Source organism: Rhodopseudomonas palustris BisB18, assembly GCF_000013745.1.
Lineage (GTDB): Bacteria > Pseudomonadota > Alphaproteobacteria > Rhizobiales > Xanthobacteraceae > Rhodopseudomonas_A > Rhodopseudomonas_A palustris_F.
Genome location: NC_007925.1, coordinates 3,432,135 through 3,454,713 on the forward strand (window position 1 = coordinate 3,432,135; position 22,579 = coordinate 3,454,713).

Below are 22,579 nucleotides of genomic sequence, written 5' to 3' on the forward strand. Positions count from 1 at the left end.
TCTGATGTCGGTTTTCCGACCCTCAGTTAGTTACGCTTCAACACCCGCTCCCGTCATCCTGAGGAGCCCGGCGAAGTCCGAAGGACGAAGCCGGGCATCTCGAAGGATGGGCCGCAAGCCCTTGGAGCCGCATCCTTCGAGACGCCGCGCGGCTCCTCAGGATGACGGCGCGTTGCGACACGGCGCTCACACCCTCACGTCCCCGCCTGCCCGCGCAGATAGTTGATGATCCCCGAAAAATCCGTCCCGCCGTGGCCGGCGTCGGCGAACGCCGCGTAGATCTCCTCGGCATGGGCACCGAGCGGCGTCGCGGCACCCGCGGCCTTGGCGGCCTCCTGCGACAGTTTCAGATCCTTCAGCATCAAGGCGGCGGCGAAGCCGGGCTTGTAGTCGTTGTTGGCCGGCGAGGTCGGCACTGGCCCTGGCACCGGGCAATAGCTGGTCAACGACCAACACTGCCCCGACGAGGTGGAGGCCACGTCGAACAGCGCCTGATGCGACAGCCCAAGTTTTTCCGCGAGTGCGAACGCCTCGCTGACCGCGATCATCGAAATGCCGAGGATCATGTTGTTGCAGATCTTCGCCGCCTGCCCCGCACCGGGGCCGCCGCAATGCACGATCTTCTTGCCCATGAGTTCGAGCACCGGCTTGGCGGCATCGAACGCGACCTGCGCGCCGCCGGCCATGAAGGTCAACGTGGCGGCCTTGGCACCGCCGGTGCCGCCCGACACCGGCGCATCCACCGAGGCGACCTCGTGCTTGGCGGCCGCGGCGTGGGCGCGGATCGAACTGCCGACGTCGATGGTCGAGCAATCGATGATCAGCGCGCCTTTAGCGATGCGCGGCAGGATCTCGTCCCACACCGCCAGCACATGATTGCCGGCGGGCAGCATGGTGACGACAACTTTCGCGTCGGCCACCGCCTCGACGGCCGAGCCCGCGATGGTCACGCCGTCGGCCTTGGCGGCGGCGCAGGAGGCTGCGACGAGATCGAAGCCGGCGACGTTGCGCCCGGCCTTCACCAGATTGGCGGCCATCGGCCCGCCCATATTGCCGAGCCCGATAAAGGCGACCTTGCTCATTGTTGTCCCTCCACGTCTTGTTGTTATCGCGTTAGTCCGGAAATCTCAGCTCCCGGTCGCCGCGAGGCTCGAAATAGCGCGCGACGATGTCGTCGCCGACGTCCTCGAGCCGCGACGGCCGCCATTTCGGGCTGCGGTCCTTGTCGATCACCGCGGCGCGGATGCCCTCGACGAAATCCGCGCTGACGAACACTTCGAGCGCCGCGCGATACTCGTCGACCAGGCAGGCCTCGAGCGACGGCGCGTGCCGGGCGCTACGCAACAGCCTCAGCGCCACTTTCAGGCTGGTCGGCGACTTGCTGTTCAACGCCTGCAGCGTGGTTGTCGCGAACGCCGAGCCGTCGCGCGACAGCGCCGCGACGATCTGTTCAACGGTGTCGTGGGCGAAGGCCGCGTCGATCTGATCGCGATGCCGCTCGGCCGGGCCCGGCTGCGGCGTCGCGGCAAAGCCCGCGACGATGCCGCGGACGGTGCTGGCCGACGCACCGCGCCGCGCCTGGATCAGCGCGTCGCGCAGCGCCGGCCATTGGTGCGCCGGCACGTCGACATCCGCAAACCCGGCATAGATCGCGTCGGCGCTGTTCATGATCGCGCCGGTGAGCCCGAAGTAAGCACCGCTCTCGCCCGGCGCCCACGACAACAAATAAGTGCCGCCGACATCGGGGAAGAAACCGATGCCGACCTCCGGCATCGCGATCTTGGTGGTCTCGCTTACCACGCGGACGCTGCCATGGCCGCTGATGCCGACGCCGCCCCCCATCACCAGCCCATCCATCAAGGCGACGTAAGGCTTGGCGAAGCCGGCGATCCGCGCGTTCAGCAGATATTCTTCACGCCAAAACACCGGCCCGAGATCGCCGCCCTGCCGCGCGCTGTTGTACAAGGTGCGGATGTCGCCGCCGGCGCACAGCCCGCGTTCGCCGGCGCCCTCCAGCAACACGAGCGCCACGTCGGGATCGGCCGCGAAGACGTCCAGTGCGGCATCGATGCCGCGCGCCATCTCCAGCGTCAGCGCGTTGATCGCCTTCGGCCGGTTGAGGCGAATGACGCCGGCTGTGCCCTCGCGCCGCACGAGCAGTTCCGGTTCGTTGAGCGGCGCATTCATCGCGCGGCCTCGATCAATTTCCGCGCCACGATCAGCCGCATGATCTCATTGGTCCCTTCCAAAATCTGGTGCACCCGCAGGTCGCGGACGATCTTCTCGATGCCGTATTCGCTCAAATAGCCGTAGCCGCCGTGCAGTTGCAGCGCCTGGTTGGCGACCTCGAAGCCGACGTCGGTGCCGAACCGTTTGGCCATCGCGCAGAGCATGGTCGCGTCATGATCCTTGCGGTCGAGCGCCGCGGCAGCGCGCCACACCAAGGTGCGCGCGGCTTCCAATTCGGTCGCCATGTCGGCCAAGCGAAACTGCAGCGCCTGGAATTCGTCGAGCCGTTTGCCGAAGGCCTTGCGCTGTTTCATGTAGCTCAGCGATTTGTCGAGCGCCGATTGCGCGCCGCCGAGCGAGCACGCCGCGATGTTGATGCGGCCGCCGTCGAGCCCGGCCATCGCGATCTTGAAGCCGATGCCTTCCTCGCCGAGCCGATTGGCGGCCGGCACGCGGGCGTTGTCGAACATCACCGCACAGGTCGGTTGCGCGTTCCAGCCCATCTTGCGCTCATTGGCGCCGAACGACAGCCCCGGCGTGTCGCCCTCCACCACCAGCGTCGAGATCCCGCCGGCCCCCTCGCCGCCGGTGCGCACCATCACCACATAGAGCCCGGCGGCGCTGGCGCCGGAGATGAATTGTTTCTGACCATTCAGCACATAATGATCGCCGTCGCGCACCGCGCGGGTCCGCAACGCGGCGGCGTCAGAGCCGGAGCCCGGTTCGGTCAGGCAATAGCTCGCGATCAGCTCCATGCTGCACAGCTTCGGCAACCACTTGTTGCGCTGTTCGGCATTGCCGTAGGCGTCGATCATCCAGCTCGCCATGTTGTGGATCGAGATGAACGCCGACACCGTCGGGCAGCCCTGCGCCAGCGCCTCGAAGATCAAGGCGGCGTCGAACCGCGTCATCGCGCTGCCGCCGACGTCGTCGCGGATGTAGATCCCGGCCATGCCGAGCGCCGCCGCCTGCCGGATCACCTCGACGGGGAAATACTTGTCCTGATCCCATTGCAGCGCATGCGGCGCAATTCTTTCCGCGGCAAAGTCGCGCGCCATGTCGCGGACGGCGAGTTGGTCGTCGGTGAGAGTGAAGATCGTCATGCGGATTGCCAATCGGAGAGAAGTGTCACGTAGCGGGCATGCTCGGTGCTCGCGAGTTTCTCCACGAGCCGACGGTCCGCGGTGATAAGCAGCGCGTCAAGCCGCCGCGCGGCTTCGAGATAGATCAGGTCGTAGATCGGATGGCGAAGCAGCACCGCATTGTGGAACGCCGGCTCGGTCAGTTCATCGATATCGATGACGTCGTTTAGATAGTTGGGCAACGATCGCAGAAAACCGAATGCTCTATCGGCTGGAAGAAGGCCGGCGACCGCCTTGCGGGCCAGAACGTTTGCGACCTCAGTCACGATCAGCTTCGGAGCGAACAAACGGTGCTGAATGGACGAGAGGTCGTCAGCCAATTCGGAATCCGTTTCGTTGACGAACCATTTCACAGCAACGCTCGCATCGACAACGAAGTCGCTCACTCAAGGCCTTCCCGGACTTCGTCGAGTGTGAGCGCCGGCTGTAGCCCGGGGAATTGCGCCCGAAAGTAACGCGATACGGCCACGCGCTCTTCCGGCGAGAATTTCTGGTTGCGTTTCAGAACCTCCTCGGCCTCCTGCTCGAACGTCCGGCCGTTGGCGCGTGCACGGCGCCTGAACGCCGCCTCCAACTCGTCCGCGCGACTCCGCGTTACCGCCTGTGCCATCGCATTTCTCCGATTACTACGGCTTCGATGCTACCTCACTTCATCGTCGGGATCGAGAATTCGGCGCCTTCTTTGACGCCGCTTGGCCAGCGCGCGGTGACGGTCTTGGTCTTGGTGTAGAAGCGAATAGAATCCGGGCCGTGCTGGTTGAGATCGCCGAAGCCGGATTTCTTCCAGCCGCCGAAGGTGTAGTAGGCGATCGGCACCGGGATCGGCACGTTGATACCGACCATGCCGACATTCACCTTGGCGGCGAAGTCGCGCGCGGCGTCGCCGTCGCGGGTGAAGATCGCAACGCCATTGCCGTAGTCGTGGTCGGACGGCAGCGCCAGCGCTTCGGCGTAGTCGTGCGCACGGACCACGCTCAGCACGGGTCCAAAAATCTCCTCTTTGTAGATCCGCATGTCTTTGGTGACGTTGTCGAACAGGCAGCCGCCCATATAGAAGCCGTTCTCATAGCCCTGAAGCGTGAAGTCGCGGCCGTCGACCGCGAGCGTCGCGCCCTCCTCGATCCCGACCTTGACGTAGTCCTTGACGCGCTGCAGCGCCGCCTTGGTCACCAGCGGGCCAAAATCGGCCGACGGATCGGTGGACGGCCCGATCTTCAGCGCCTCGACCCGCGGGATCAGCTTCTCCATCAGCGCGTCGGCGGTGGCCTTGCCGACCGGCACCGCGACCGAGATCGCCATGCAGCGCTCGCCGGCGGAGCCGTAGCCGGCGCCGATCAGGGCGTCGACGGTGTGGTCGAGATCGGCGTCGGGCATGATGATGGCGTGGTTCTTGGCGCCGCCGAAGCATTGCGCGCGCTTGCCGGTCGCCGCCGCCCGCTCATAGATGTATTGCGCGATCGGCGAGGAACCGACGAAGCCGACCGCGCGAATATCCGGGTCGTCCAGGATGGCGTCGACCGCCTCTTTGTCGCCGTTGACGACGTTGAGGATGCCCGGCGGCAATCCGGCCTCGATCATCAACGCGGCGAGCGCCATCGGAACCCCGGGGTCGCGCTCCGAGGGCTTGAGGATGAAGGCGTTGCCGCAGGCGATCGCCGGGGCGAATTTCCACATCGGGATCATCGCCGGGAAATTGAACGGGGTGATGCCGGCGACCACGCCGAGCGGCTGCCGCATCGAATAGATGTCGATGCCGGGGCCGGCGCCTTCGGTGTATTCGCCCTTCATCAGGTGCGGAATGCCGCAGGCGAATTCCACCACTTCGAGGCCGCGCTGGATGTCACCCTTGGCGTCCGGCACGGTCTTGCCGTGCTCGCTGGCGAGCAACTCGGCGAGCTTGTCGTAGTCGCGCTGCGCCAACTCGAGGAATTTCATCATCACCCGGGCGCGACGCTGCGGGTTGGTGGCGCCCCACGCCAGCTGCGCTTGCTTGGCATCTTCCACCGCGGCGCGCAGCTCGGCTTTGGTCGCGAGCGCAACCTGCGCCTGCACCTCGCCGGTCATCGGTTCGAACACGTCGGCAAACCGACCCGACGTTCCAGCAACCTCGCGGCCAGCGATAAAATGCCCGATTGAGCGCATACGTTCCTCCAGAAGCTGATCTTGGAAATATCTTGAATGGATTTTGCGGCGTTTGGGAAGGGCTTCCCCGCGCGCTTCAGCCGAAAGACTATCGTGCTCGTGCAGCGCCGGCAAACCTCGAACGCGAATGCGTGCCTTGAGAAAACGCCTCAGTCCGCGGCCGGGGCCACGGCGGGTTTGCGGGCCGGACGCGGCTTCACGGTCGATTTTACCGCCGGGGCGCGATGCAGTGCGGCCTCGCGGCCGGCGCTGAGAATTTCGTCGGAGATCTCGCCATGGCCGGCGATCCGCGCCAGCAGCAGCGTTCCCATCATCGTCGCCATCGCGGCGATCGCCTGCTTGCGCGCCAGCTTGGGCGGCGCGTCGACGATCTGTTCCGCCACCATCTCGATCATCTCCTCGAGCTTGGCGGCGAACGCCTTGCGGGTCTTCGGGCTTTCGCGGGCGATCTCGGCGCCGAGCGCCGGCACCGCGCAGCCGCGGCCGGGGTCGTCGCGGTGCGACGCGGTCAGATAGGAGTCCACGATCGCCGTCAGCCGCTGCTCCGGCGGCAGCTCGGCAGCGAGCCTGCGCCAGCGCGCGTTGGAGCGGTCGATCGCATAGCCGAACGCCTCGACCAGCAGCGCCTCGCGGGACTCGAAATGCGCGTAAAATCCGCCATGAGTGAGCCCCGCCTCCTTCATCAGGTCGGCGACGCCGATGCCATGGGCGCCCTTTTCGCGCAACCGGACCGACGCCTTTTTGACGATCCGGGCGTGGGTTTCCTGCTTGTGGTCCTTGGAATAGCGCATCGGTTGTCCATTGAATGTTTGAAATCATATAATGGCACCATTCGCGACAATACGCTGCAGTCTTTTGGTCGACCGCAAAGCTACGAGACGTGCCCCGGACGCAGCGCAGCGCGCCGCAGTTACGGCGTGGTGTGCCGCAAAGCCGGGGCCGTGACGGAACGCAGCGCCTGGAACGGTCCCGGCTCGCATCGCAGCGCAAAGGCGTTGCTCGGCGTCCGGGACACGAATCCGTTGATGCCAAAAGTCGTCCCACACCGCATTTGTGGCTGGCGCCATCCTGCGCCGCCCATGATATGATGGCCGTCATTATACCGGCAAGTTTCTGCGGCGTGAGGCGCCATTGCGGCGACTCCTCCACACGCGCCGTCATCCTGAGGAGCCCGGCGAAGCGCATCGCGCGAAGCCGGGCATCTCGAAGGATGGCCGCGAGGGGCCGTGGCACCGCAGCGCGCGCGGCCGCATCCTTCGAGGCCCTCGCTCCGCTCCGGCACCTCAGGATGACGGCGCACAGGATGAGGTTGCTTGGGATGAGCTGCTTGGGATGACCTCTTCGGACGACCTCCCGCCATTGCGGCGACTCCTCCACACGCGCCATCGTCCTGAGGAGCCCGGCGAAGCGCATCGCGCGAAGCCGGGCATCTCGAAGGATGGCCGCGAGGGGCCGTGGCACCGCAGCGCGCGCGGCCGCATCCTTCGAGGCCCTCGCTCCGCTCCGGCACCTCAGGATGACGGCGCTCAGGATGAGGTTGCTTGGGATGAGCTGCTTGGGATGACCTCTTCGGACGACCTCCCGCCATTGCTGCGACTCCTCCACACGCGCCGTCATCCTGAGGAGCCCGGCGAAGCGCATCGCGCGAAGCCGGGCATCTCGAAGGATGGCCGCGAGGGGCCGTGGCACCGCAGCGCGCGCGGCCGCATCCTTCGAGGCCCTCGCTCCGCTCCGGCACCTCAGGATGACGGCGCTCAGGACGAGGTTGCTTGGGATGAGCTGCTTGGGATGACCTCTTCGGACGACCTCACCGCCATTGCGGCGGCTCCTCCACACGCGCCGTCATCCTGAGGAGCCCGGCGAAGCGCATCGCGCGAAGCCGGGCGTCTCGAAGGATGGCCGCGAGGGGCCGTGGCGCCGCAGCACGCGCGGCCGCATCCTTCGAGGCACTCGCTCCGCTCGGGCCACCTCAGGATGACGGCGCCTGTGGCGGGAAAGGCGAAAAGCTACGGCCTGATCGCCATCTTCGCCACGCCGGGCGTACGCAGCGGCTCCGCCAGCCTGGCGAATTCGCAGAGCAGCGAGCGGGTCTTGCGCGGGTCGATGATCTCCTCGACCCAGAACTTCTCCGCCGAGCGGAACGGTGAGCGCAATCTATTGAGCCGCTCCTCGATTTCCTTCAGCTTGGCGGCGGGATCGTCGGCCTCGGCGAGGTCCGAGCGATACGCCGCCTCGATGCCGCCTTCCAGCGGCAGCGAGCCCCAATAGGCCGACGGCCAGGCGTAGCGCAGCGAATGCCGGTTGGCCGGCTGATGCACCACGCCGGCGACGCCGAACGCGTTGCGCACGATGATGGTGCACCACGGCACCGTGGTCTGGTTCACCGCCGCCATCGCCCGCACGCCATGGCGGATGGTCGCCGCCTTCTCGGCCTCCAACCCGATCATGAAGCCGGGGCAGTCCATCAGATAGACGATCGGCAAATGGAACGTCTCGGCGAGATCGACGTAGCGCACCAGCTTCTGGCAGGCCTCCGCGGTCCACGAGCCGCCGTAGTGAAACGGGTCCGACGCCAACAGCAGCACCGCGCGGCCTTCCAGCCGGGCCAATCCGGCGATGATCGAGCGGCCGAAATTGGCGCTCATCTCGAAGAACGATCCGTTGTCGACCACCGCCTCGATGATCGGGCGCATCTTGTAGACTTGGCGGCGATTGCGCGGCACCGCCTTCAACAGCGCCTCCTCGGCGCGCTGCGGATCGTCGTTGCAGGGACTCGTCGGCGGCAGGTCGTGCACCGACGACGGCAGATAGGACAGGAAACGCCGCGCGCAAGCGAACGCCTCTTCTTCGGTGTCGACCGCATGATCGACGCCGCCGGCGCGAGTCTGGATCTCGAAGCCGCCGAGCTGCATCTTGTCGAGCTGTTGCCCGAGCCGCGCCACCACCGGGGGACCGGCGACGAACATCGCCGAGCTCTTGGTCATGATCGAATAGTGGCTGGCCACCAGCCGCGCGGCGCCGAGGCCGGCGACCGAGCCCAGCCCCAACCCCACCACCGGCACCTGCGCCATATTGGCGATCGTGTACCAATACCATTGCGAGCCGCCGATGCCGCCCGGCAGGTTGGCGGCGCCCTTGGTCTCGATGGTCTTCACCGAGCCGCCGCCGCCGGAGCCTTCGATCACCCGGATGATCGGCAGCCGGAAATCGTGCGCCATCTCCTCGGCCATCTGCGGCTTGTGATGGATCGAGGCATCCGCCGAGCCGCCGCGCACGGTGAAGTCGTCGCCGACCACCACCACGGGACGGCCATCGATGCTGCCGCGACCGAACACGCAGTTCGCCGGCGTGACGTCGAGCAGTTCGCCCTGCTCGTCGTAGTCGCCGACGCCGGCCACCGCGCCGACCTCGTGGAAGCTGCCCGGATCGATCAGTCGCGCGATGCGCTCGCGAACCGTCAGCCGGCCCTGGTCATGCTGGCGCTTGACTTTATCGACGCCCCCCATCTGCCGCGCGAAGGCTTCGCGGCGGGCCAACTCGTCGAGCTCCGGCTTCCAGACCATACATCTCCCCCGTGGTGACTGTCTTGTGCGGCATCGCCGGGCGCAAAGTGAGTTCGCTGCCGTTGTCGTAGAGGCCACCCTCGGCGTTCTGAATCAGCGTGCTGATCGAGGCCGCGAGCTTCTTCAACTCGGGCCCGACCTCGTCGTGCATCCGCTGTTCGTCATACATCGCCGACAACAGCCCGATGGTGACGACCACATTGGTCTGGTACTGCGGCGACCACATCGGTGTTGCAATGCCATTGATGTGCGGGCTCCAGAGTCCGCATGCGGTGACGTAGCCGCGCTCGCGCAGCATCGCGCGGTTGCCCTCGAGCCGCGCGCGCAGCACTTGTGCGTCGTGCGGGATCTCGCGCTCCATCTCGGCGAGCAGCGCGCTGGCAACGTCCTCATCGAGCGCCGCGGTGTAGGCATGGCCGGCGGCGGTGCGGGTCATCGCAATCCGGCTGCCGGTGATCGAATGCAGCCCCAAAGCATGCGGGGCGCGGGCGAATTCCAGATAGACCAGGTGAAAGCGGTCCGGCAGCAGGAAGCCGATAGTGCCCGGAACGGTTTCCGCGACCTCCTGCAGCCGCTGCCGGATCAGATGCCGCAGCTGCAGCCCGCACATCATCGCGGTCGACATCGCCACCGCACTCGGGCCGATGCGATACTTCTGGTCGCGCGGCAGATACGCCAACTGCCCCATCCGGGTCAGGGTGTGGGTCAGCCGCGACACCGTCGAGCGCGGCAGTCCGCAGCGGTTGGAGATTTCCAGATTGCCCAGCCGGGCTTCGTGACCGTCGAAGCAGCGCAGCACGTCGAAGGCGCGCGACACCACCTGAATCACATCGTCCGCGCCTGAAAGATCGCCGGCGATGAGGCCTTGTTTGCTTAAGCGTTCCGAGCGTCGTCCCATTTTTTGTCCACGTGATTGTGAGAGCCCGTCGCGCTCGCGTCACACCGCCCATCGGGGCGCCGCAGCGCATCGCTCTCATTCCGCAGTGTGGAATATAATTCCACTTGATCAGCACGCTACATCAGGCAATCTGCATCGACAACATCCAGTCGCGCGACTGACGCGGTCTGATACTAACTATTTGGCGCATATTTTATCGCAATACCGTCGGCGGTTTGCGGCGAAAGCGCGCACGCAAACCGGGAGTGCAGATGGCCGAAATCAGAATCGTCACCGAAGTCGCCGGCCGGGTCTGCGCGCTGCCGGTCGAGGTCGGCGGCGCCGTCGGCGCGGGCGATGACATAGTGGTGGTCGAAGCCATGAAGATGGAGATCCCGGCTGCGACTCCCGCCGGCGGCACGCTGACCGCGCTGTTGGTCGGTCTCGACGACGTCGTCGCCGAAGGCCAGGTGTTGGCGATCGTGGCGGGCTGACGCGACGTCAAGGCTGGCTTGGCAGGCAGCGTTCGAGATCTCCGAGCACACCCTTCGCCGGGGTGCTCGGAGTCCGTCGGCAACCGTCGCAAATGCGATCGGGCGGTTAGCTCAGCCGGTCTTCGCCGGACTTTCCGGCCATCCCCGGAACTCAGCGCGCCGGCTCGAGCAGCGAGACGTAGTTGGCGACCGCGGCGCCGCCCATATTGAAAATGCCGGCGAGCTTGGCGTCCTTGATCTGCATGCCCTCCGGCGCCTGGCCGAGCAGCTGCATCGCACAGAGCACGTGCATCGACACCCCGGTGGCGCCGATCGGATGGCCTTTGGCCTTGAGGCCACCGGACGGATTGATCGGCAGCTTGCCGTCCTTGCGGGTCCAACCTTCCTTGATGGCGCGGGCGCCCTGCCCGGCCGGCGTCAGGCCCATCGCCTCGTATTCGATCAGTTCGGCGATGGTGAAGCAATCGTGGGTCTCGACGAAGGACAGATCCTGCAGGGTCGCGCCGGCGGATTGCAGCGCGCGCTGCCAGGCCACGCTGCAGCCCTCGAACCGCAGAATGTCGCGCTTCGACATCGGCAGGAAATCCTGAGCGTGCGCCGTGGCTTTGATCGTCACCGCCTTGGACATCGCCTTGGCGGTGTCGGCGTCGGTGATCACCAAGGCCGCAGCGCCGTCCGACACCAACGAGCAGTCGGTGCGTTTCAGGGGGCCGGCGACGAACGGGTTCTTGTCGCCCTCAGCGCGGCAGAAGTCGAAGCCGATGTCCTTGCGCATCTGCGCATAGGGATTCGATACGCCGTTATGGTGGTTCTTCGCCGCGATCATCGCCAGCGCGTCGGACTGGTCGCCGTATTTCTGAAAGTACTTCTGCGCGATGTTGCCGAACACGCCGGCGAAGCCCGCCGGGGTGTCGCCGTCCTCGATCAGATAGGAGGCGCGCAGCAAGTTCTTGCCGATCTCCGGCCCCGGGGTCTTGGTCATCTGCTCGACGCCGACCACCAAGACGATCTTGGCGCCGGCGGCGACCGACTTCACCGCCTGGTGCACCGCGGCCGATCCGGTGGCGCAGGCGTTCTCAACCCGGGTCGCCGGTTTGAACCGCAGCTCGGGGTCGGCCTGCAGCACCAAGGCGGCGGTAAAATCCTGCGGCGAGAACCCGGCGTTGAAATGCCCGAGGATGATCTCGTCGACGTCGGCGGCGGCGATGCCGGCGTCCGCCAAGGCGTCGGCCGCCACCCGCACGATCAGGCTCTCGACGGTCTCGGCTTCGAGCTTGCCGAACGGCGTGTGCGCCCACCCGACGATGCTGGCTGTCATACGGTCTCTCCCTTGGTCCGGCCGCGTTCTCGGGCAGCCTCAAGGGCAGCATAACCGGTTTTTGCCGCCGCTCAATCTGCCACGGCTTTGCCGCAAGATTTTTCGCGAGCTTTTCAGGGTGCCCCGCCTCCAAAACGACAACGCCCGCTCGCAACAGGTGCGGGCGAGCGCCGAGTTCCGGATCGACCTCGATCAGCGATAATGGCGTTGACCGTAATGCGGGGCGCCATAGCCGCCGCGCGGCGTCGCCGAGTAGCGCGGCGCGCCGTAACGCGGCATGCCATAGCGCATGTTGTGATGCATGGCCGGCGTCATGCGATGCGACGGCAAGCCGTAGCGCGGCGCGTAGCCCGGCCTTGCATAGCCGGACCGGTAGCCAGACCGATAGCCGGAATGGCCGTAGCCGTAACGATAGCTCGGACGTGCGTAGCCGGCATAGCCATGGCCGCGCCAGGAGCGATATTGCGGGCGATGCCGATAGCCGTAGGAATAGCCGCGCGACACCGTGGCTTCCTGATAATACGGCTCCGGCGCATACATCCCCGGACCGGAATAGGTCGGGCCCTGATTGACGTAGTAATATTGCGGCGACGGATCCGGCAGCCGTTCGTAGCTGGTGGCGATATCGTAGCCGAGGCCGTAACCGACGCCGATGCCGTAGGCCGCGCCGTAGCCATAATAGCCGCCATAGGCCGGCTGGCCGCACGGCGACACGTAGGTCTGCGCGCAAGGCGAGCAGCTGGTGAACAGGCCGCCGCCGCAGGCCATCGCCGGGGCGGAGCTGACTGCCAACACGGCGGCGGCCGCCGCCACTCCAGAAATCACTAAACGCATGACGCTCTCCTGTGGGTGTTTTCTTGCGGGTTAGTATCGTGGTCTGCGGAAATTCGGACGCGGCAATTCCGGCGCCAGGATCACCGGCGGCGGATCGAACGACGCCTCCGGCTGCGCCGCCGGCGGCGCCGATTGCGCCGACCAGGACTGATGAAAACTCTCGGCCGGCTTCGGCAATTTGCGGTTCTCGGGCGGTTCGATTTCCAGCCGGCCGTAGCCCGGCAACTGGCTCGACCCCGGATAATAGTGCCCGACATGCGGCACCGGATCGATATAGCGCCCGCCATAGATCGTCGGCTGCACGTGGGTGCCGCGCGCCAATCCCCAATCGCCTTCGATCACCGCGTAGGAGGCGTCGCGGCCGTTGATGATGATCGGCACGCCGGGCCGCCCCGGAATCACGATCGACGGCCCGCTGTCGAGCGCCGCCGCACTCCACGTCGTTCCGATCAGAATGGCCAATGCACAAGCCCCACGCATGGTCGACCCTCACCCCTGTTTGGCTAAAGGTAGCCGAAAACACGCGACGATGGGTTAAGGCGGCGGCCCGATTTGCCGGTAAGCCTAACGCGAAAGGATATATCGGAGCTCAATTGCAAGGATTTGGGTGGCCGAGCTTAGCAGCGGCACCGGTTCCGGCGCCGCCACCATGCCGACAAATCTTGCCCGGCGGCCTTGTCGCGGCGCGGCGGCGCTGCTAGCTGTGCGGCGAAATGCCGGTTTAGCTCAGCGGTAGAGCAGCGGTTTTGTAAACCGAAGGTCGGGAGTTCAATCCTCTCAACCGGCACCATTAGTCGTGCAGCTCACCTGGCGGCTGGGCCTGCAAACCGACCGGCATTTGCGAGCAGTTCGCTGCTATGCCTTACGTCCTTCCAGCCCTTAAAGCATCGTCCAAAGCACGATCAGATTGACCGCGCAGGCCACCGACAGGCCGACGGCCAGCACGGTCTGAATGGCATTGCGGTGGGTGTTGAGGGTCATGTTCATCGCACCGACAACATCGGGCGATTCGCGCCCCGGAGTCCCGCAGGTTATTTTCGCGGTGATTCAGGACTCGTTTACGATTGATTCTCGCGCGGGCATGGCACAGCGGCCCAAACCTGCCGCCGTCACCCTGCCCCGGCGGACCAGAACGCGGAGGCCCGCGGACGCAGCGAAAAGGCCGGCGCGAGGCCGGCCTTCCGCCTGACGATGGATGAGAGAAAGACGACTTAGTATTTTGCGACCGCCGGGCCACCCCAGCCGAAACGATAGTTCAAGCCGGCCTTGACGGTGTGTTCGTCGTTGCGAACGCTGGCACCGAGCACATCCGGCGGGCCGCCGGTGAAGGTGGTGTTGCCGAAATCGTAGTACTGATACTCCACTTTGGCCGACCAGTTCGGCGCGAACATGTATTCGAGGCCGGCACCCACGGTGTAACCGTCGCGATGGTTGCCGCTGGTGGTGAAGGGCACGCCCACGCCCGTGTTGCTCAGGTCGAGGCTGGAGTCGCGGAATGCATAACCGCCCTTGGCATACAGCAACGCCGGACCCCAGGTGTAGCCGAGCCGCCCGGTCACCGAACCCAGCCCGCGATTGTCCTGCGTGACCAGCGATCCGCCGGGGAACGCCAGACCGCCATTGTCGTTCGACGGCAGCCAGCTGTACTGCGCCTCGAGACCGACCACCCAGTTCCGCGTGAATTGATAATCGGCGCCGATCTGCACACCGCCGAGGAATTGGCCATCGTTGCCGGAAATGTTGTTGTCGCCGGCGAAGGCGCCGCCGACGTGGCCTCCGATGTAGAAACCGGTCCAGTTGTAGACCACTTCCGGCGCGGTGTAGGCCGGCGCCTTGGTGTAGGTCGGCGCCGGCAAATCGGCAGCGAAGGCAGGCGCCGCAAGGACCATCAGGGCGGCCGTCCCGAGCAAGAGCTTTCTCATTTTGGTTCCCCTGTTGTGCGATCCCATATGTCGGAAAACAACGTGGCACCAGTTTGGTTGCTTGGCGGAAATTCGACAGCGACGATGGTTCGTAACTGTGACCAAGCGGCAACACCCGAGTTCCGTACAACCTCCAGGCTGTTCAGCGGGTTAATTTCTCCAACTCGGGAAACGGCTGGTAATTCACCCCGGCGCAGGTGTCGCCGGGCTCTTCCATGATGCGGTCGAGCCGGGCGTCGACATAGACCACGACGCGGTCGCGGATGCCGATATAGCTGCCATCGGATTTGCGGGCGTTGAAGCGAAGGCAGGAGACGTAGCGCTGCCGGCCGCCGATGCTGCGCTGGAGCGGATCGGCCATCATCGCGTCGCGGACCCCGACTGGATCGGTCAGATAGGTCCTGAAGAACGCCAACAATTCGGACCGGTAGTTGGTCGGAAACGGCTGGTTGCCGGTGCCGGCATCATCGGTGAACGTCATGTTGCTGACGCCGGCGCAGCCGCCAAGCGTCGCGGCGAGCAGCAGCAATGTCGCGGGGTGGATCAACGGTCTCAAGGCGGGCTCGCAGGTCGGAAAGTCCGGGCGTCCGCCAATGTCTTAACCGCTCCGTCAGCGGATTGGAATTGCCAACTCACCCGGCAAGCGAGCCGGCGCGGCGGGCTTACGCAACCCGCCGCGCCGAACGGCGTCAGCCGTGCCGAACCGCGTGGCCGATCGGCTTGATCGCACGGTGCGAGCCATGATGCGGCCGATGCGCGCCGATCCGCTTGGCAGCGTGATGATGTCGCGCCACATGGCGTGGGTGATGGCGGACCATCTTGGCTTGGGCGTTCAACGGCGAAGGCTTCGCCGACAGCGACGTCGTCACCGGGGCCGGCGCGGCGGGCGCACTGCCGGCTGCCATCGCCGGCGCCGCCAACATCGAAGCCGCGAGCAAGGCTGCGGAAATGGTCTTCATCATGATCGTCTCCTATGGCATCTGGACCTGAAAGCGAGCGGTCGATCGGCCGGCTCATCGTTCATGCCAGCGACGCTAGGATCGGCGCGCTGAACCGTTCCTGAAGCGCCGCAACGGCTTTCATTCATGTGGATGAAGCGTTCGTCAGCTTGCCCGCTCGGCGGTGGACTGCAACCAGGCCGTCCCGACGCCGCACAGTCGCGCCTCGACAATCGCGCGACAGGTCGTATAGACGACGGCACGACGTCGTTCATTCCTGCCGAATGCCCGCAGAGGCCGCCCTCATGACCCATCCTTCGCGCTACTCTCGGATCGCCTTCGTCGCGAGCCCCAGCGCCGAGGCGCAGGCCGCGCTGCTGCAATTGACCGACGCCTATGGCAACGTCGATCCGCACGAGGCCGACGTCATCGTGGCGCTCGGCGGCGACGGCTTGATGCTGCAGACCCTGCATCAGCACATGCGCAGCAACAAGCCGATCTACGGCATGCATCGCGGCACCGTGGGCTTTCTGATGAACGAATACAGCGCGGTGGATCTGCGCAGCCGGCTCGCCGCGGCGCGCGACACCGTGATCCATCCGTTGCTGATGCGCGCCACCGACGTTCACGGCACCGTGCATATCTACCACGCCATCAACGAGGTGGCGCTGTTTCGCCAGACTCATCAGGCGGCGCGGCTGCGCATCATCATCGACGAGCGCGAGCGGATGAGCGAACTGATCGCCGACGGCATCCTGGTCGCCACGCCGGCCGGCTCCACCGCGTATAACCTGTCGGCGCAGGGGCCGATCCTGCCGATCAACGCAGCACTGTTGGCGCTGACGCCGATCAGCGCATTCCGGCCGCGGCGCTGGCGCGGCGCGCTGCTGCCGAACACCGCCTTCGTGGTGATCGAAGTGTTGGAAGGCGACAAGCGCCCGGTCGCGGCGGTCGCCGACCACGACGAGGCCCGCGACGTCCGAAGAGTCGAAGTGATCTCCGACAAGACCATCTCGATGCGGATGCTGTTCGACCCCGGGCACAGTCTGGAAGAACGCATCCTCAGCGAGCAGTTTGGGTATTGAGCGCTGCGGGGCGCCGACCGCATCGAAATCCCTCGCCGCTTCAATGACTTGCTGACAATCAGCGGCGTTGCGCGGAGCGCATGCGTGGTTGCTCGCGAGCAAATTGTGATTCATTGAATTCATTGCAGAATTTGGAGCGGGCAAGTTGCGGCAAACCTGCGGCAGCGGCAATGACGCATTAAAAAGCGTTGCGGCGACATTGTGACCGCAGCCACATTTCGAGTTCGGCGCTTCGGGGCGTCTCCGCCACGAAAAAATCACCGAACGGACATTATTCCTAGCGGCAACGAGCAGCCAAAAGCGAGGACAGCTGCCCTCGCCCTATAAAAATACCGCGACGGGGACGTGAGCCGCGCACCGCCCGGCGGGTTCGGTTGCGAAACCCCATCGCAAATGTCTGGCCTCGTCTTCGGCGGTCGGTTTGCGATCACCACACGGATTAATCCGCGGCCCTGGAGTGCCAATGCCCTGGGCCTCGACGGCAGGAAACCCGATCAGGCCAACTTTGACTCGCTTGACTTAGCAACATGGATAGTCAAGACGGCTTAATCTGGCTTCGAATTTTGAAAGAAACGAAATCGAGCTCTATCTAATCCCAGTAACCGCCGTGCGCGTGTCCGCAAGGACACCTTGGTCGCCAATTTCATGATCGGAATTCCGTCGAACTTGATCTGAATGAATGTAGTTGCTGCGGCAACAATCTCGATATGCAAGCCACTAAGCACCTCATTGCTGGTCGGCTCTAGAACCATATAGATTTCACTCCCCGGATCCCACTCTGCACTGGGAAGGGGCCCACCGTACTTCATGTAGTTCGAAGCTTGATCGATCTTTTCGTAGTTCGGAGTACGCTGCATATCAAAGTGAGCGCCACCTAGCTTGTTGGCAGTGAATTTTATTATGTCAGCACAGGAAAACAGAGAGCCATCAAAATACAATCGCTTCTGCGCCAGAAATTCACTAATTCTCATTTCGCGCTCATGCATTTGATCGACTGGAATTTGTGGTCCGCCCGCAAACGGATCTCCAGAATTGTAGATCCCGCAGATCGGCACGCCATTGAATCGAACACCGGCCGTCAGGAAGTAGTTGATGGCCGGGTGCTCCGCGAGTGCGGCGAGTGGGATACTGTTATCGAGTACTTGGACAGTGGCCTTAACCCCTGCGGCGTTGCACAGCTTCCCGAGCAATCCGTCGGTCAGCCATTTACGCAAAATGACGGATGCGATCCGTATGTCACCTTCTGTTACTGGCTTTCGGAAGGAAAATACCAGTTTGAATAGCGTGGCTAGGTCACTTTCAAGCTGCCTGTAGACTTCGCGGACTTCTTCTTCCTTGTTCAGAAGTGCCATGTGTTCCCCTTACCCCATTTGTACTTATAGGACTTGCAGCTTTCACGACCTTGGGAAAGATCCCCTCGTAACGGGCCCGGGTCTGTCGGGCGGCGCAAAGGCGCCGCACCGCGCCCGGCTTAGTCGTCTCTGAGCAAGCGTAGCCCAAATGACCGCCGCGACCTCCGGCTTCTCTTCGTCTCAGCTCACCCGCATATCGCTGCGCTCATGCGGGCTACTGTACTGCGGCTTTCGTCCGGGGCACGCTTGTGGTCGCCGCGGCTTTGGTCCCGGGCATGGTCAGATGCAAAGCGATTGGCCGCTAAGCAGCCGCCGTCCTCGGAACGGTCCCGGGTCTGCGGAGCAGCGCAAGGGCGCTGCGCCGCGCCCGGGACACGGCTTCGCCGCCCTCCCCCGCCCTCTCAACCCTTCATTAACGACGTCTGCATAGAGTTAACGGCAGGTATACCGGCCCCGTCGGTGCCACGTCAGAGCCGAGTCATGTTCCGGATCGATTTCAACAAGCTGCGCTTTCTGGTCTGCGACGACAATCCGCACATGCGGCGCATCCTGCGCACGTTGCTGCATTCGTTCGGCGCCCGCGAGGTCTACGAGGCCGAGGACGGCGCCACTGCGCTCGAGATGTACAGCCACTACGCCCCCGACATCGTCATCACCGACTGGGCGATGCCGATCTTCGACGGCCTCGAACTGACCCAGATGATCCGGCAGCCGGAGGCCAAGGGCAATCCGTTCGCGCCGATCATCATGCTGACCGGGCATTCCGAGAAGCGCCGCGTCACCGTGGCGCGCGATGCCGGCGTCACCGAGTTTCTCGCCAAGCCGATCTCCGCCAAGGCGCTGTATCAGCGCGTGCTCAACGTCGTCGCCAATCCGCGGCCGTTCATCAAGACCAAGAATTATTTCGGCCCGGACCGCCGCCGCAACAGCGCCGCCAACGCCTATATCGGGCCGGAACGCCGCAACGGCGGCGATGCCGAACTGATCCATCAACCGTCGTTGCTCGATAAGGCCCGCGTCGCGGGATAGGGGTTTGATCGTCATGGACAAAGCCAAGAAGCCGGCGCTGCGCGTCAAGGCCTTCGCCGACCATCACGTCATCACTCAGGCCAATCCGCTGCGGCGGGTGCTTCGCCAGGTCGACGACAAGGATCGCGACGATCCGATCGCCCGCGCCGAACAGGCGCTGGCCGGGCTGTCGGGCGAATTCCAGGACTGGATGGCGAGCGAATGCGAGCGGCTGCGCGCCGCGCATGCCGCCGTTCTCGACAAGGGTTTTAACGAGGCCACCCGCGGCGAGCTGTTCCGCGCCGCCCATGACATCAAGGGCGACGCCGCCACCTTCGGCTACCCGACCGCGGGCGTCGCTGCCGAGAGCTTGTGCCGAATCATCGAACACGCGCCGCAGCTCGAGCAAGTCCCCGCGGATCTGATCGCCAACCACATCAAGGCGATTCTGGCGATCGTGCGCGAGCACGCGCAGATCGACAAGGCCGGCGTCGAGCGCGAGCTGAGCCGCAGGCTGCGCGCCATCGCCGACGAATATCTCGCCGCGGTGAACCACGATCGCCCCGACCACCTCGAGGCGATCCTGGCGCCGGGCATCGCGCCGGCGGAGTAGTTCGAGGGGTGCTGCTAGAGCATTTTCGATTAGGATTGAATCGTCCAACGAAAATGTCGTCGTCATTCCGGATTGCGAGTTCGAAGAACGAGCAAGTCCGGAAGTCATACTCCCCGCGGTGATTCTGGAGTCCGGGCTCACTCGCAGCTGACGCTGCTGGTGCCCCGGAATGACGGCCCGAGACTCTTGAACCGCAGCAATCTTAACCGAAAATGCTCTAACTAAGAGCTCGTGTCCCGGGCGCTGGGCCGCGCCTTGGCGCTGCTCAGCAGAGCCGGGACCGCTACGAAGGCCGCATCCGCAACGCCCCCGGCTCTGCAGCGCACCACGCCGCAAACGCGGCGCGCCGCGCTGCGTCCGGGGCACGCCCGCTTTTATCCCGGGCCCTTGCTCAGGCGGCCATCGCCGCCCATTCGAACCGTGCCACCCAGTCCTCCGCCAGCACGTCGTCGCAATAGCGGCTGGCCTCGTCGCGGGCGGATTCGGTGGCGAAGCGCCGCAGCAGGATCAGCAACGGCCCCGCGGCATCGCTGCCGGTCTCGCAGTGAGTCAGCACCCGTTCAACCATGCGCCGGCGCAGCCCCGCCGCGCCGTCGGTGCTGTCGGCAAAACCGAGTTGCTGCGCGGCCTCGAGCGCGGCGCGGAACGCCGGGAAGGTGGATTCCGGCAGGCCGGCGCGGATCAGCAAGGCATTCAGGCTGGCGCTGGCGCCATCGTGCAATAGCGCGGCGACGCGGCCGTATGGCAAGTCGGTCAATTCCACCAGCGATTGATGGAACAGTTCGAGATTGCCGGACAACAGCGCGCGCAGGATCAGGCCGGCGGTGAGTTGTCCGGTGGCGCGCAGATGCTGCATCAGGCCGCGCATGTCGTCGTCGCGCGAGCGCGCCGCGATCGCCACCGTGGAGCGATCCATCGCCTCGGCGACGACGCGCTCGGCGCGATCGGCGCTGAGCCAGCGCCGCGCCACCACGAATTGCGCCAGCGTATCGGACAGTTTGCCGACCAGCGCCAACCGCGTCGCGGCCGGCAGATCTTCCAGCACCAGCATCGATTCCCGGATCGCCGCCAGATGGCCGTGGCGCTCGACGATGCGGTCCCAGGAAAACGGCGCCAATTCGGCGTGCGGGTTTTCGATCAGTTCCAGCGCCGCCGACGGCGAGCCGACCTCGGCGATGGCGGCGCACACCGACGCCGGCAACGCGGCGCGACGCGCGATCGCGCACTGCATCTGGCAATTGCCGGTGGCGACGATATCGACCAGGTCGGCATCGATCAGCAACGGGGAGAATTCCAGCACCGGCACCGCGACGCTGGCCTGATCGGTGGACAGCGCGCGAATGATCGAGGCCGGCGCATCGGCGCTGCGCGCGAACACTTCCGACATCGCCAGTCGCACCAAGGGCGAACAATCGTCGAGCTGCATCAACAGCGCGCCTTCGGCGGCCGCGCGATCGGCGTCGGAAAGGTCTGAAACCAGCCAGGCCCGCGCCAACGAGCGGGTGGCCTCGGCGCGCTCGCCCGCGGGGGCGGTGCGGATCCAACTGATGAACTGCCGAACGATCATGGGTCTGCCGGCTTACGCAACTTGCAAAAGACACCGCGACGCGGCGCCACTGTCAGATAAAATAAACCATGACGCTTAACAAAGGGTTCACCATAACCGTTTGGGTTTATTGACGTTTCGTTAATGCCACAGACACGGATGGAAACCCTTGGAGGGCAACGCGCAGCGCGCGATCAGCCGACCGCGGCGCGTCGTTCTAACGCCGTCATCCCGGGGCACGAACGGCGAAGCCGTGAGTGAGCCCGGGATCCATAACCCCTGCAGGGGTTATAGATTCCGGACTTGCTCGGGCTTACGCCCTCGCAATCCGGAATGACGGCTGGATTTGGAGCTAACCGCTGTAGGCGCCGGTGCGATCGCTGAACAGATCGAGCGGCTCGGGCGGCCGCACATTCGGGGTCTGCGACAGCGCCGACGATGTCGAATTGGTCGGGGTCGTCGCGGCGGTGGAGGCGCGATTGCCCCACAGCTCCTGCACCGCGCTCGACACCGGCTCGGCGCGATCGCCGGGCTGATACAGCGAGCGAAACCCCGGTTGATATTGCGGCGTGGTGGCGGAGGAGTCCGCCGTCGCGGTGGTGGCCGGGGTCGCCGAGCGCAGGTCCGGAAAGCTCGACAGATAGGCGGCGCTATCCGCCGGCGCCACGGCGCTGGCCAGCATGATCGGCGCGCCGCCTGCGGCCGCCATCGTCGCCAGCGTGGACTGCGAATTGGCGGCCTGATCGTAGCGCGACGCCAATTCGGAATAGACTTCCGACACGCTGCGGGCATTGCCGCCGCGGTCGTAGAAGATCGACCGGTTGGCGCTCGCGGCATTGGGAAACAGCGCGGCACCGGAGGCGCTCGAATTGTTCTCGGCGTTGTTGATCAGCTTGGCGGCGCCGCCGACCCCCATGAAATGCGCCATGTAGAGTTCGGCGTCGGTCGGCCGCCGGCCGATCTCGCCGGTCAATTTGAAGCTGTTGGATTGCGTCAGCACCCCGGCCATCGCCGAGCTCGCCACCGGATCGTCGCGCAGTTTCAGGATCGCGGCCTTGGCCGCCGGGTCGCTCACCGAATAGCCGCCGCTGGCCGACTTGGTGATCGCGTCGGCATATTGGCCGTAGCCGAACTGGCTGCCGGCTTCCTTGACGGTGCCGAGCCAGGTCTGCTCGATGAACTGATACAATCCCTTCGCCGAGGAGGTCGACGCCGCCGCGGTGGGATCGAAATTGGATTCCATTTTCGCGGTGGTCACCAGGTAACCGAAATTGGTCCCGGTCGAGCCCGCCGCCTGCTTGATGGCGCCGGCGATCTGCGCCCGCGCCGCCGCGGCGGATGTTGCTGAGGTGGTTGAAGCATCGACCGTCATCGCTGGCCCCCCGCTGCCTTCGACCGACGGCGGTTAGTTCGGGCGCCATTGAGCGCTCCTGCGAAGTTACCTTCAGACACTATGGTTAATGCGGGATTAACGATGTTGCCGGCCGCAGCGCCAGGCGGCTACCGCCGGCTGCAG

22 protein-coding genes and 1 tRNA gene are annotated in these 22,579 nt (G+C 65.1%); 5 read left to right on the plus strand and 18 right to left on the minus strand.

Annotated features, from left to right (window positions below):
- Window positions 1–194: 194 nt before the first annotated feature.
- The 9 genes from mmsB to RPC_RS15545 all read right to left on the minus strand — a co-directional run bounded on the left by mmsB (window position 195) and on the right by RPC_RS15545 (window position 9,974).
- Window positions 195–1,082, minus strand: a complete 888-nt coding sequence (mmsB, locus tag RPC_RS15495; RefSeq protein WP_011473524.1) for a 3-hydroxyisobutyrate dehydrogenase — start codon at window positions 1,080–1,082, stop codon at window positions 195–197.
- Between the two features lie 31 nt (window positions 1,083–1,113).
- Window positions 1,114–2,187, minus strand: coding sequence for an enoyl-CoA hydratase/isomerase family protein (locus tag RPC_RS15500; RefSeq protein ID WP_011473525.1), 1,074 nt, complete (start codon window positions 2,185–2,187; stop codon window positions 1,114–1,116).
- A complete protein-coding gene (locus tag RPC_RS15505; RefSeq protein ID WP_011473526.1) occupies window positions 2,184–3,332 on the minus strand; it encodes an isobutyryl-CoA dehydrogenase in 1,149 nt (382 codons plus the stop codon). Before RPC_RS15505 ends, RPC_RS15500 begins: the two co-directional genes overlap by 4 nt.
- Window positions 3,329–3,757 (minus strand): type II toxin-antitoxin system VapC family toxin, encoded by a 429-nt coding sequence (locus RPC_RS15510; protein WP_011473527.1) that lies wholly within the window; start codon window positions 3,755–3,757, stop codon window positions 3,329–3,331. The genes RPC_RS15505 and RPC_RS15510 overlap by 4 nt, the downstream gene beginning before the upstream one ends.
- On the minus strand, window positions 3,754–3,981 hold the full coding sequence (locus RPC_RS15515) for a hypothetical protein (protein WP_041801910.1): 228 nt from the start codon (window positions 3,979–3,981) through the stop codon (window positions 3,754–3,756). The genes RPC_RS15510 and RPC_RS15515 overlap by 4 nt, the downstream gene beginning before the upstream one ends.
- Window positions 3,982–4,016: 35 nt before the next feature.
- A complete protein-coding gene (locus RPC_RS15520) occupies window positions 4,017–5,513 on the minus strand; it encodes a CoA-acylating methylmalonate-semialdehyde dehydrogenase (RefSeq protein ID WP_011473528.1) in 1,497 nt (498 codons plus the stop codon).
- Between the two features lie 149 nt (window positions 5,514–5,662).
- Window positions 5,663–6,304 carry a TetR/AcrR family transcriptional regulator gene (locus RPC_RS15525; protein ID WP_011473529.1) on the minus strand — a complete coding sequence of 214 codons (642 nt, stop codon included), beginning with the start codon at window positions 6,302–6,304 and terminating at the stop codon, window positions 5,663–5,665.
- Between the two features lie 1,215 nt (window positions 6,305–7,519).
- Complete coding sequence (locus RPC_RS15540) at window positions 7,520–9,076, minus strand: acyl-CoA carboxylase subunit beta (RefSeq protein WP_011473530.1); 1,557 nt, start codon at window positions 9,074–9,076, stop codon at window positions 7,520–7,522.
- Window positions 9,003–9,974 (minus strand): IclR family transcriptional regulator, encoded by a 972-nt coding sequence (locus RPC_RS15545; protein ID WP_011473531.1) that lies wholly within the window; start codon window positions 9,972–9,974, stop codon window positions 9,003–9,005. Before RPC_RS15545 ends, RPC_RS15540 begins: the two co-directional genes overlap by 74 nt.
- A gap of 251 nt (window positions 9,975–10,225) precedes the next feature.
- Between RPC_RS15545 and RPC_RS15550 the strand changes: the two genes are divergently transcribed.
- Entirely contained in the window at window positions 10,226–10,447 is a 222-nt protein-coding gene (locus tag RPC_RS15550; RefSeq protein WP_011473532.1) for an acetyl-CoA carboxylase biotin carboxyl carrier protein subunit, read from the plus strand.
- Between the two features lie 151 nt (window positions 10,448–10,598).
- On the opposite strand, the gene RPC_RS15555 is transcribed toward RPC_RS15550, so the two are convergent.
- From RPC_RS15555 to RPC_RS15565, 3 genes are all read right to left on the minus strand, one after another.
- On the minus strand, window positions 10,599–11,765 hold the full coding sequence (locus tag RPC_RS15555) for an acetyl-CoA acetyltransferase (protein WP_011473533.1): 1,167 nt from the start codon (window positions 11,763–11,765) through the stop codon (window positions 10,599–10,601).
- 192 nt (window positions 11,766–11,957) lie between these two features.
- A complete protein-coding gene (locus RPC_RS15560) occupies window positions 11,958–12,599 on the minus strand; it encodes a hypothetical protein (protein WP_011473534.1) in 642 nt (213 codons plus the stop codon).
- Between the two features lie 30 nt (window positions 12,600–12,629).
- Complete coding sequence (locus RPC_RS15565) at window positions 12,630–13,079, minus strand: hypothetical protein (RefSeq protein ID WP_011473535.1); 450 nt, start codon at window positions 13,077–13,079, stop codon at window positions 12,630–12,632.
- A 235-nt stretch (window positions 13,080–13,314) separates the two neighbouring features.
- On the opposite strand from RPC_RS15565, the gene RPC_RS15570 reads away from it, so the two are divergent.
- Window positions 13,315–13,389: transfer RNA gene (locus RPC_RS15570), tRNA-Thr, on the plus strand.
- A 421-nt stretch (window positions 13,390–13,810) separates the two neighbouring features.
- On the opposite strand, the gene RPC_RS15575 is transcribed toward RPC_RS15570, so the two are convergent.
- The 3 genes from RPC_RS15575 to RPC_RS26850 form a co-directional block, all read right to left on the minus strand.
- The gene (locus RPC_RS15575; protein ID WP_011473536.1) at window positions 13,811–14,521 is read right to left on the minus strand and encodes an outer membrane beta-barrel protein; all 711 of its coding nucleotides are present in this window, start codon (window positions 14,519–14,521) and stop codon (window positions 13,811–13,813) included.
- 142 nt (window positions 14,522–14,663) lie between these two features.
- Complete coding sequence (locus tag RPC_RS15580) at window positions 14,664–15,077, minus strand: hypothetical protein (protein WP_011473537.1); 414 nt, start codon at window positions 15,075–15,077, stop codon at window positions 14,664–14,666.
- A 133-nt stretch (window positions 15,078–15,210) separates the two neighbouring features.
- The gene (locus tag RPC_RS26850) at window positions 15,211–15,483 is read right to left on the minus strand and encodes a His-rich protein BRANT (RefSeq protein ID WP_080507346.1); all 273 of its coding nucleotides are present in this window, start codon (window positions 15,481–15,483) and stop codon (window positions 15,211–15,213) included.
- Window positions 15,484–15,764: 281 nt separating this feature from the next.
- On the opposite strand from RPC_RS26850, the gene RPC_RS15585 reads away from it, so the two are divergent.
- Window positions 15,765–16,544 (plus strand): NAD kinase, encoded by a 780-nt coding sequence (locus RPC_RS15585; RefSeq protein ID WP_011473539.1) that lies wholly within the window; start codon window positions 15,765–15,767, stop codon window positions 16,542–16,544.
- 545 nt (window positions 16,545–17,089) lie between these two features.
- Here RPC_RS15585 and RPC_RS15590 read toward each other — a convergent pair.
- Window positions 17,090–17,896 (minus strand): hypothetical protein, encoded by an 807-nt coding sequence (locus RPC_RS15590; protein ID WP_011473540.1) that lies wholly within the window; start codon window positions 17,894–17,896, stop codon window positions 17,090–17,092.
- Between the two features lie 480 nt (window positions 17,897–18,376).
- On the opposite strand from RPC_RS15590, the gene RPC_RS15595 reads away from it, so the two are divergent.
- Both RPC_RS15595 and RPC_RS15600 read left to right on the plus strand, forming a co-directional pair.
- Window positions 18,377–18,925, plus strand: a complete 549-nt coding sequence (locus RPC_RS15595) for a response regulator (protein WP_011473541.1) — start codon at window positions 18,377–18,379, stop codon at window positions 18,923–18,925.
- A gap of 13 nt (window positions 18,926–18,938) precedes the next feature.
- A complete protein-coding gene (locus tag RPC_RS15600) occupies window positions 18,939–19,517 on the plus strand; it encodes an Hpt domain-containing protein (protein WP_011473542.1) in 579 nt (192 codons plus the stop codon).
- 391 nt (window positions 19,518–19,908) lie between these two features.
- Here the strand turns inward: RPC_RS15600 and RPC_RS15605 are convergent, their stop codons facing one another.
- The gene (locus RPC_RS15605) at window positions 19,909–21,084 is read right to left on the minus strand and encodes a DUF2336 domain-containing protein (RefSeq protein ID WP_011473543.1); all 1,176 of its coding nucleotides are present in this window, start codon (window positions 21,082–21,084) and stop codon (window positions 19,909–19,911) included.
- Between the two features lie 331 nt (window positions 21,085–21,415).
- Entirely contained in the window at window positions 21,416–22,435 is a 1,020-nt protein-coding gene (locus RPC_RS15610; RefSeq protein WP_011473544.1) for a transglycosylase, read from the minus strand.
- Between the last annotated feature and the right edge of the window lie 144 nt (window positions 22,436–22,579).

What these genes read in the sequence shown, in the direction of transcription:
- RPC_RS15585 (WP_011473539.1), top strand. Translation starts at nt 15,765, where the DNA reads ATGACCCATCCTTCGCGCTACTCTCGGATCGCCTTCGTCGCGAGCCCC.
- RPC_RS15610 (WP_011473544.1), bottom strand. Translation starts at nt 22,435, where the DNA reads ATGACGGTCGATGCTTCAACCACCTCAGCAACATCCGCCGCGGCGGCG.
- RPC_RS15540 (WP_011473530.1), bottom strand. Translation starts at nt 9,076, where the DNA reads ATGGTCTGGAAGCCGGAGCTCGACGAGTTGGCCCGCCGCGAAGCCTTC.
- RPC_RS15600 (WP_011473542.1), top strand. Translation starts at nt 18,939, where the DNA reads ATGGACAAAGCCAAGAAGCCGGCGCTGCGCGTCAAGGCCTTCGCCGAC.
- RPC_RS15555 (WP_011473533.1), bottom strand. Translation starts at nt 11,765, where the DNA reads ATGACAGCCAGCATCGTCGGGTGGGCGCACACGCCGTTCGGCAAGCTC.
- RPC_RS15520 (WP_011473528.1), bottom strand. Translation starts at nt 5,513, where the DNA reads ATGCGCTCAATCGGGCATTTTATCGCTGGCCGCGAGGTTGCTGGAACG.
- mmsB (WP_011473524.1), bottom strand. Translation starts at nt 1,082, where the DNA reads ATGAGCAAGGTCGCCTTTATCGGGCTCGGCAATATGGGCGGGCCGATG.
- RPC_RS15545 (WP_011473531.1), bottom strand. Translation starts at nt 9,974, where the DNA reads ATGGGACGACGCTCGGAACGCTTAAGCAAACAAGGCCTCATCGCCGGC.
- RPC_RS26850 (WP_080507346.1), bottom strand. Translation starts at nt 15,483, where the DNA reads ATGATGAAGACCATTTCCGCAGCCTTGCTCGCGGCTTCGATGTTGGCG.
- RPC_RS15515 (WP_041801910.1), bottom strand. Translation starts at nt 3,981, where the DNA reads ATGGCACAGGCGGTAACGCGGAGTCGCGCGGACGAGTTGGAGGCGGCG.
- RPC_RS15565 (WP_011473535.1), bottom strand. Translation starts at nt 13,079, where the DNA reads ATGCGTGGGGCTTGTGCATTGGCCATTCTGATCGGAACGACGTGGAGT.
- RPC_RS15575 (WP_011473536.1), bottom strand. Translation starts at nt 14,521, where the DNA reads ATGAGAAAGCTCTTGCTCGGGACGGCCGCCCTGATGGTCCTTGCGGCG.
- RPC_RS15560 (WP_011473534.1), bottom strand. Translation starts at nt 12,599, where the DNA reads ATGCGTTTAGTGATTTCTGGAGTGGCGGCGGCCGCCGCCGTGTTGGCA.
- RPC_RS15550 (WP_011473532.1), top strand. Translation starts at nt 10,226, where the DNA reads ATGGCCGAAATCAGAATCGTCACCGAAGTCGCCGGCCGGGTCTGCGCG.
- RPC_RS15605 (WP_011473543.1), bottom strand. Translation starts at nt 21,084, where the DNA reads ATGATCGTTCGGCAGTTCATCAGTTGGATCCGCACCGCCCCCGCGGGC.
- RPC_RS15505 (WP_011473526.1), bottom strand. Translation starts at nt 3,332, where the DNA reads ATGACGATCTTCACTCTCACCGACGACCAACTCGCCGTCCGCGACATG.
- RPC_RS15595 (WP_011473541.1), top strand. Translation starts at nt 18,377, where the DNA reads ATGTTCCGGATCGATTTCAACAAGCTGCGCTTTCTGGTCTGCGACGAC.
- RPC_RS15500 (WP_011473525.1), bottom strand. Translation starts at nt 2,187, where the DNA reads ATGAATGCGCCGCTCAACGAACCGGAACTGCTCGTGCGGCGCGAGGGC.
- RPC_RS15525 (WP_011473529.1), bottom strand. Translation starts at nt 6,304, where the DNA reads ATGCGCTATTCCAAGGACCACAAGCAGGAAACCCACGCCCGGATCGTC.
- RPC_RS15590 (WP_011473540.1), bottom strand. Translation starts at nt 17,896, where the DNA reads ATGGCACTTCTGAACAAGGAAGAAGAAGTCCGCGAAGTCTACAGGCAG.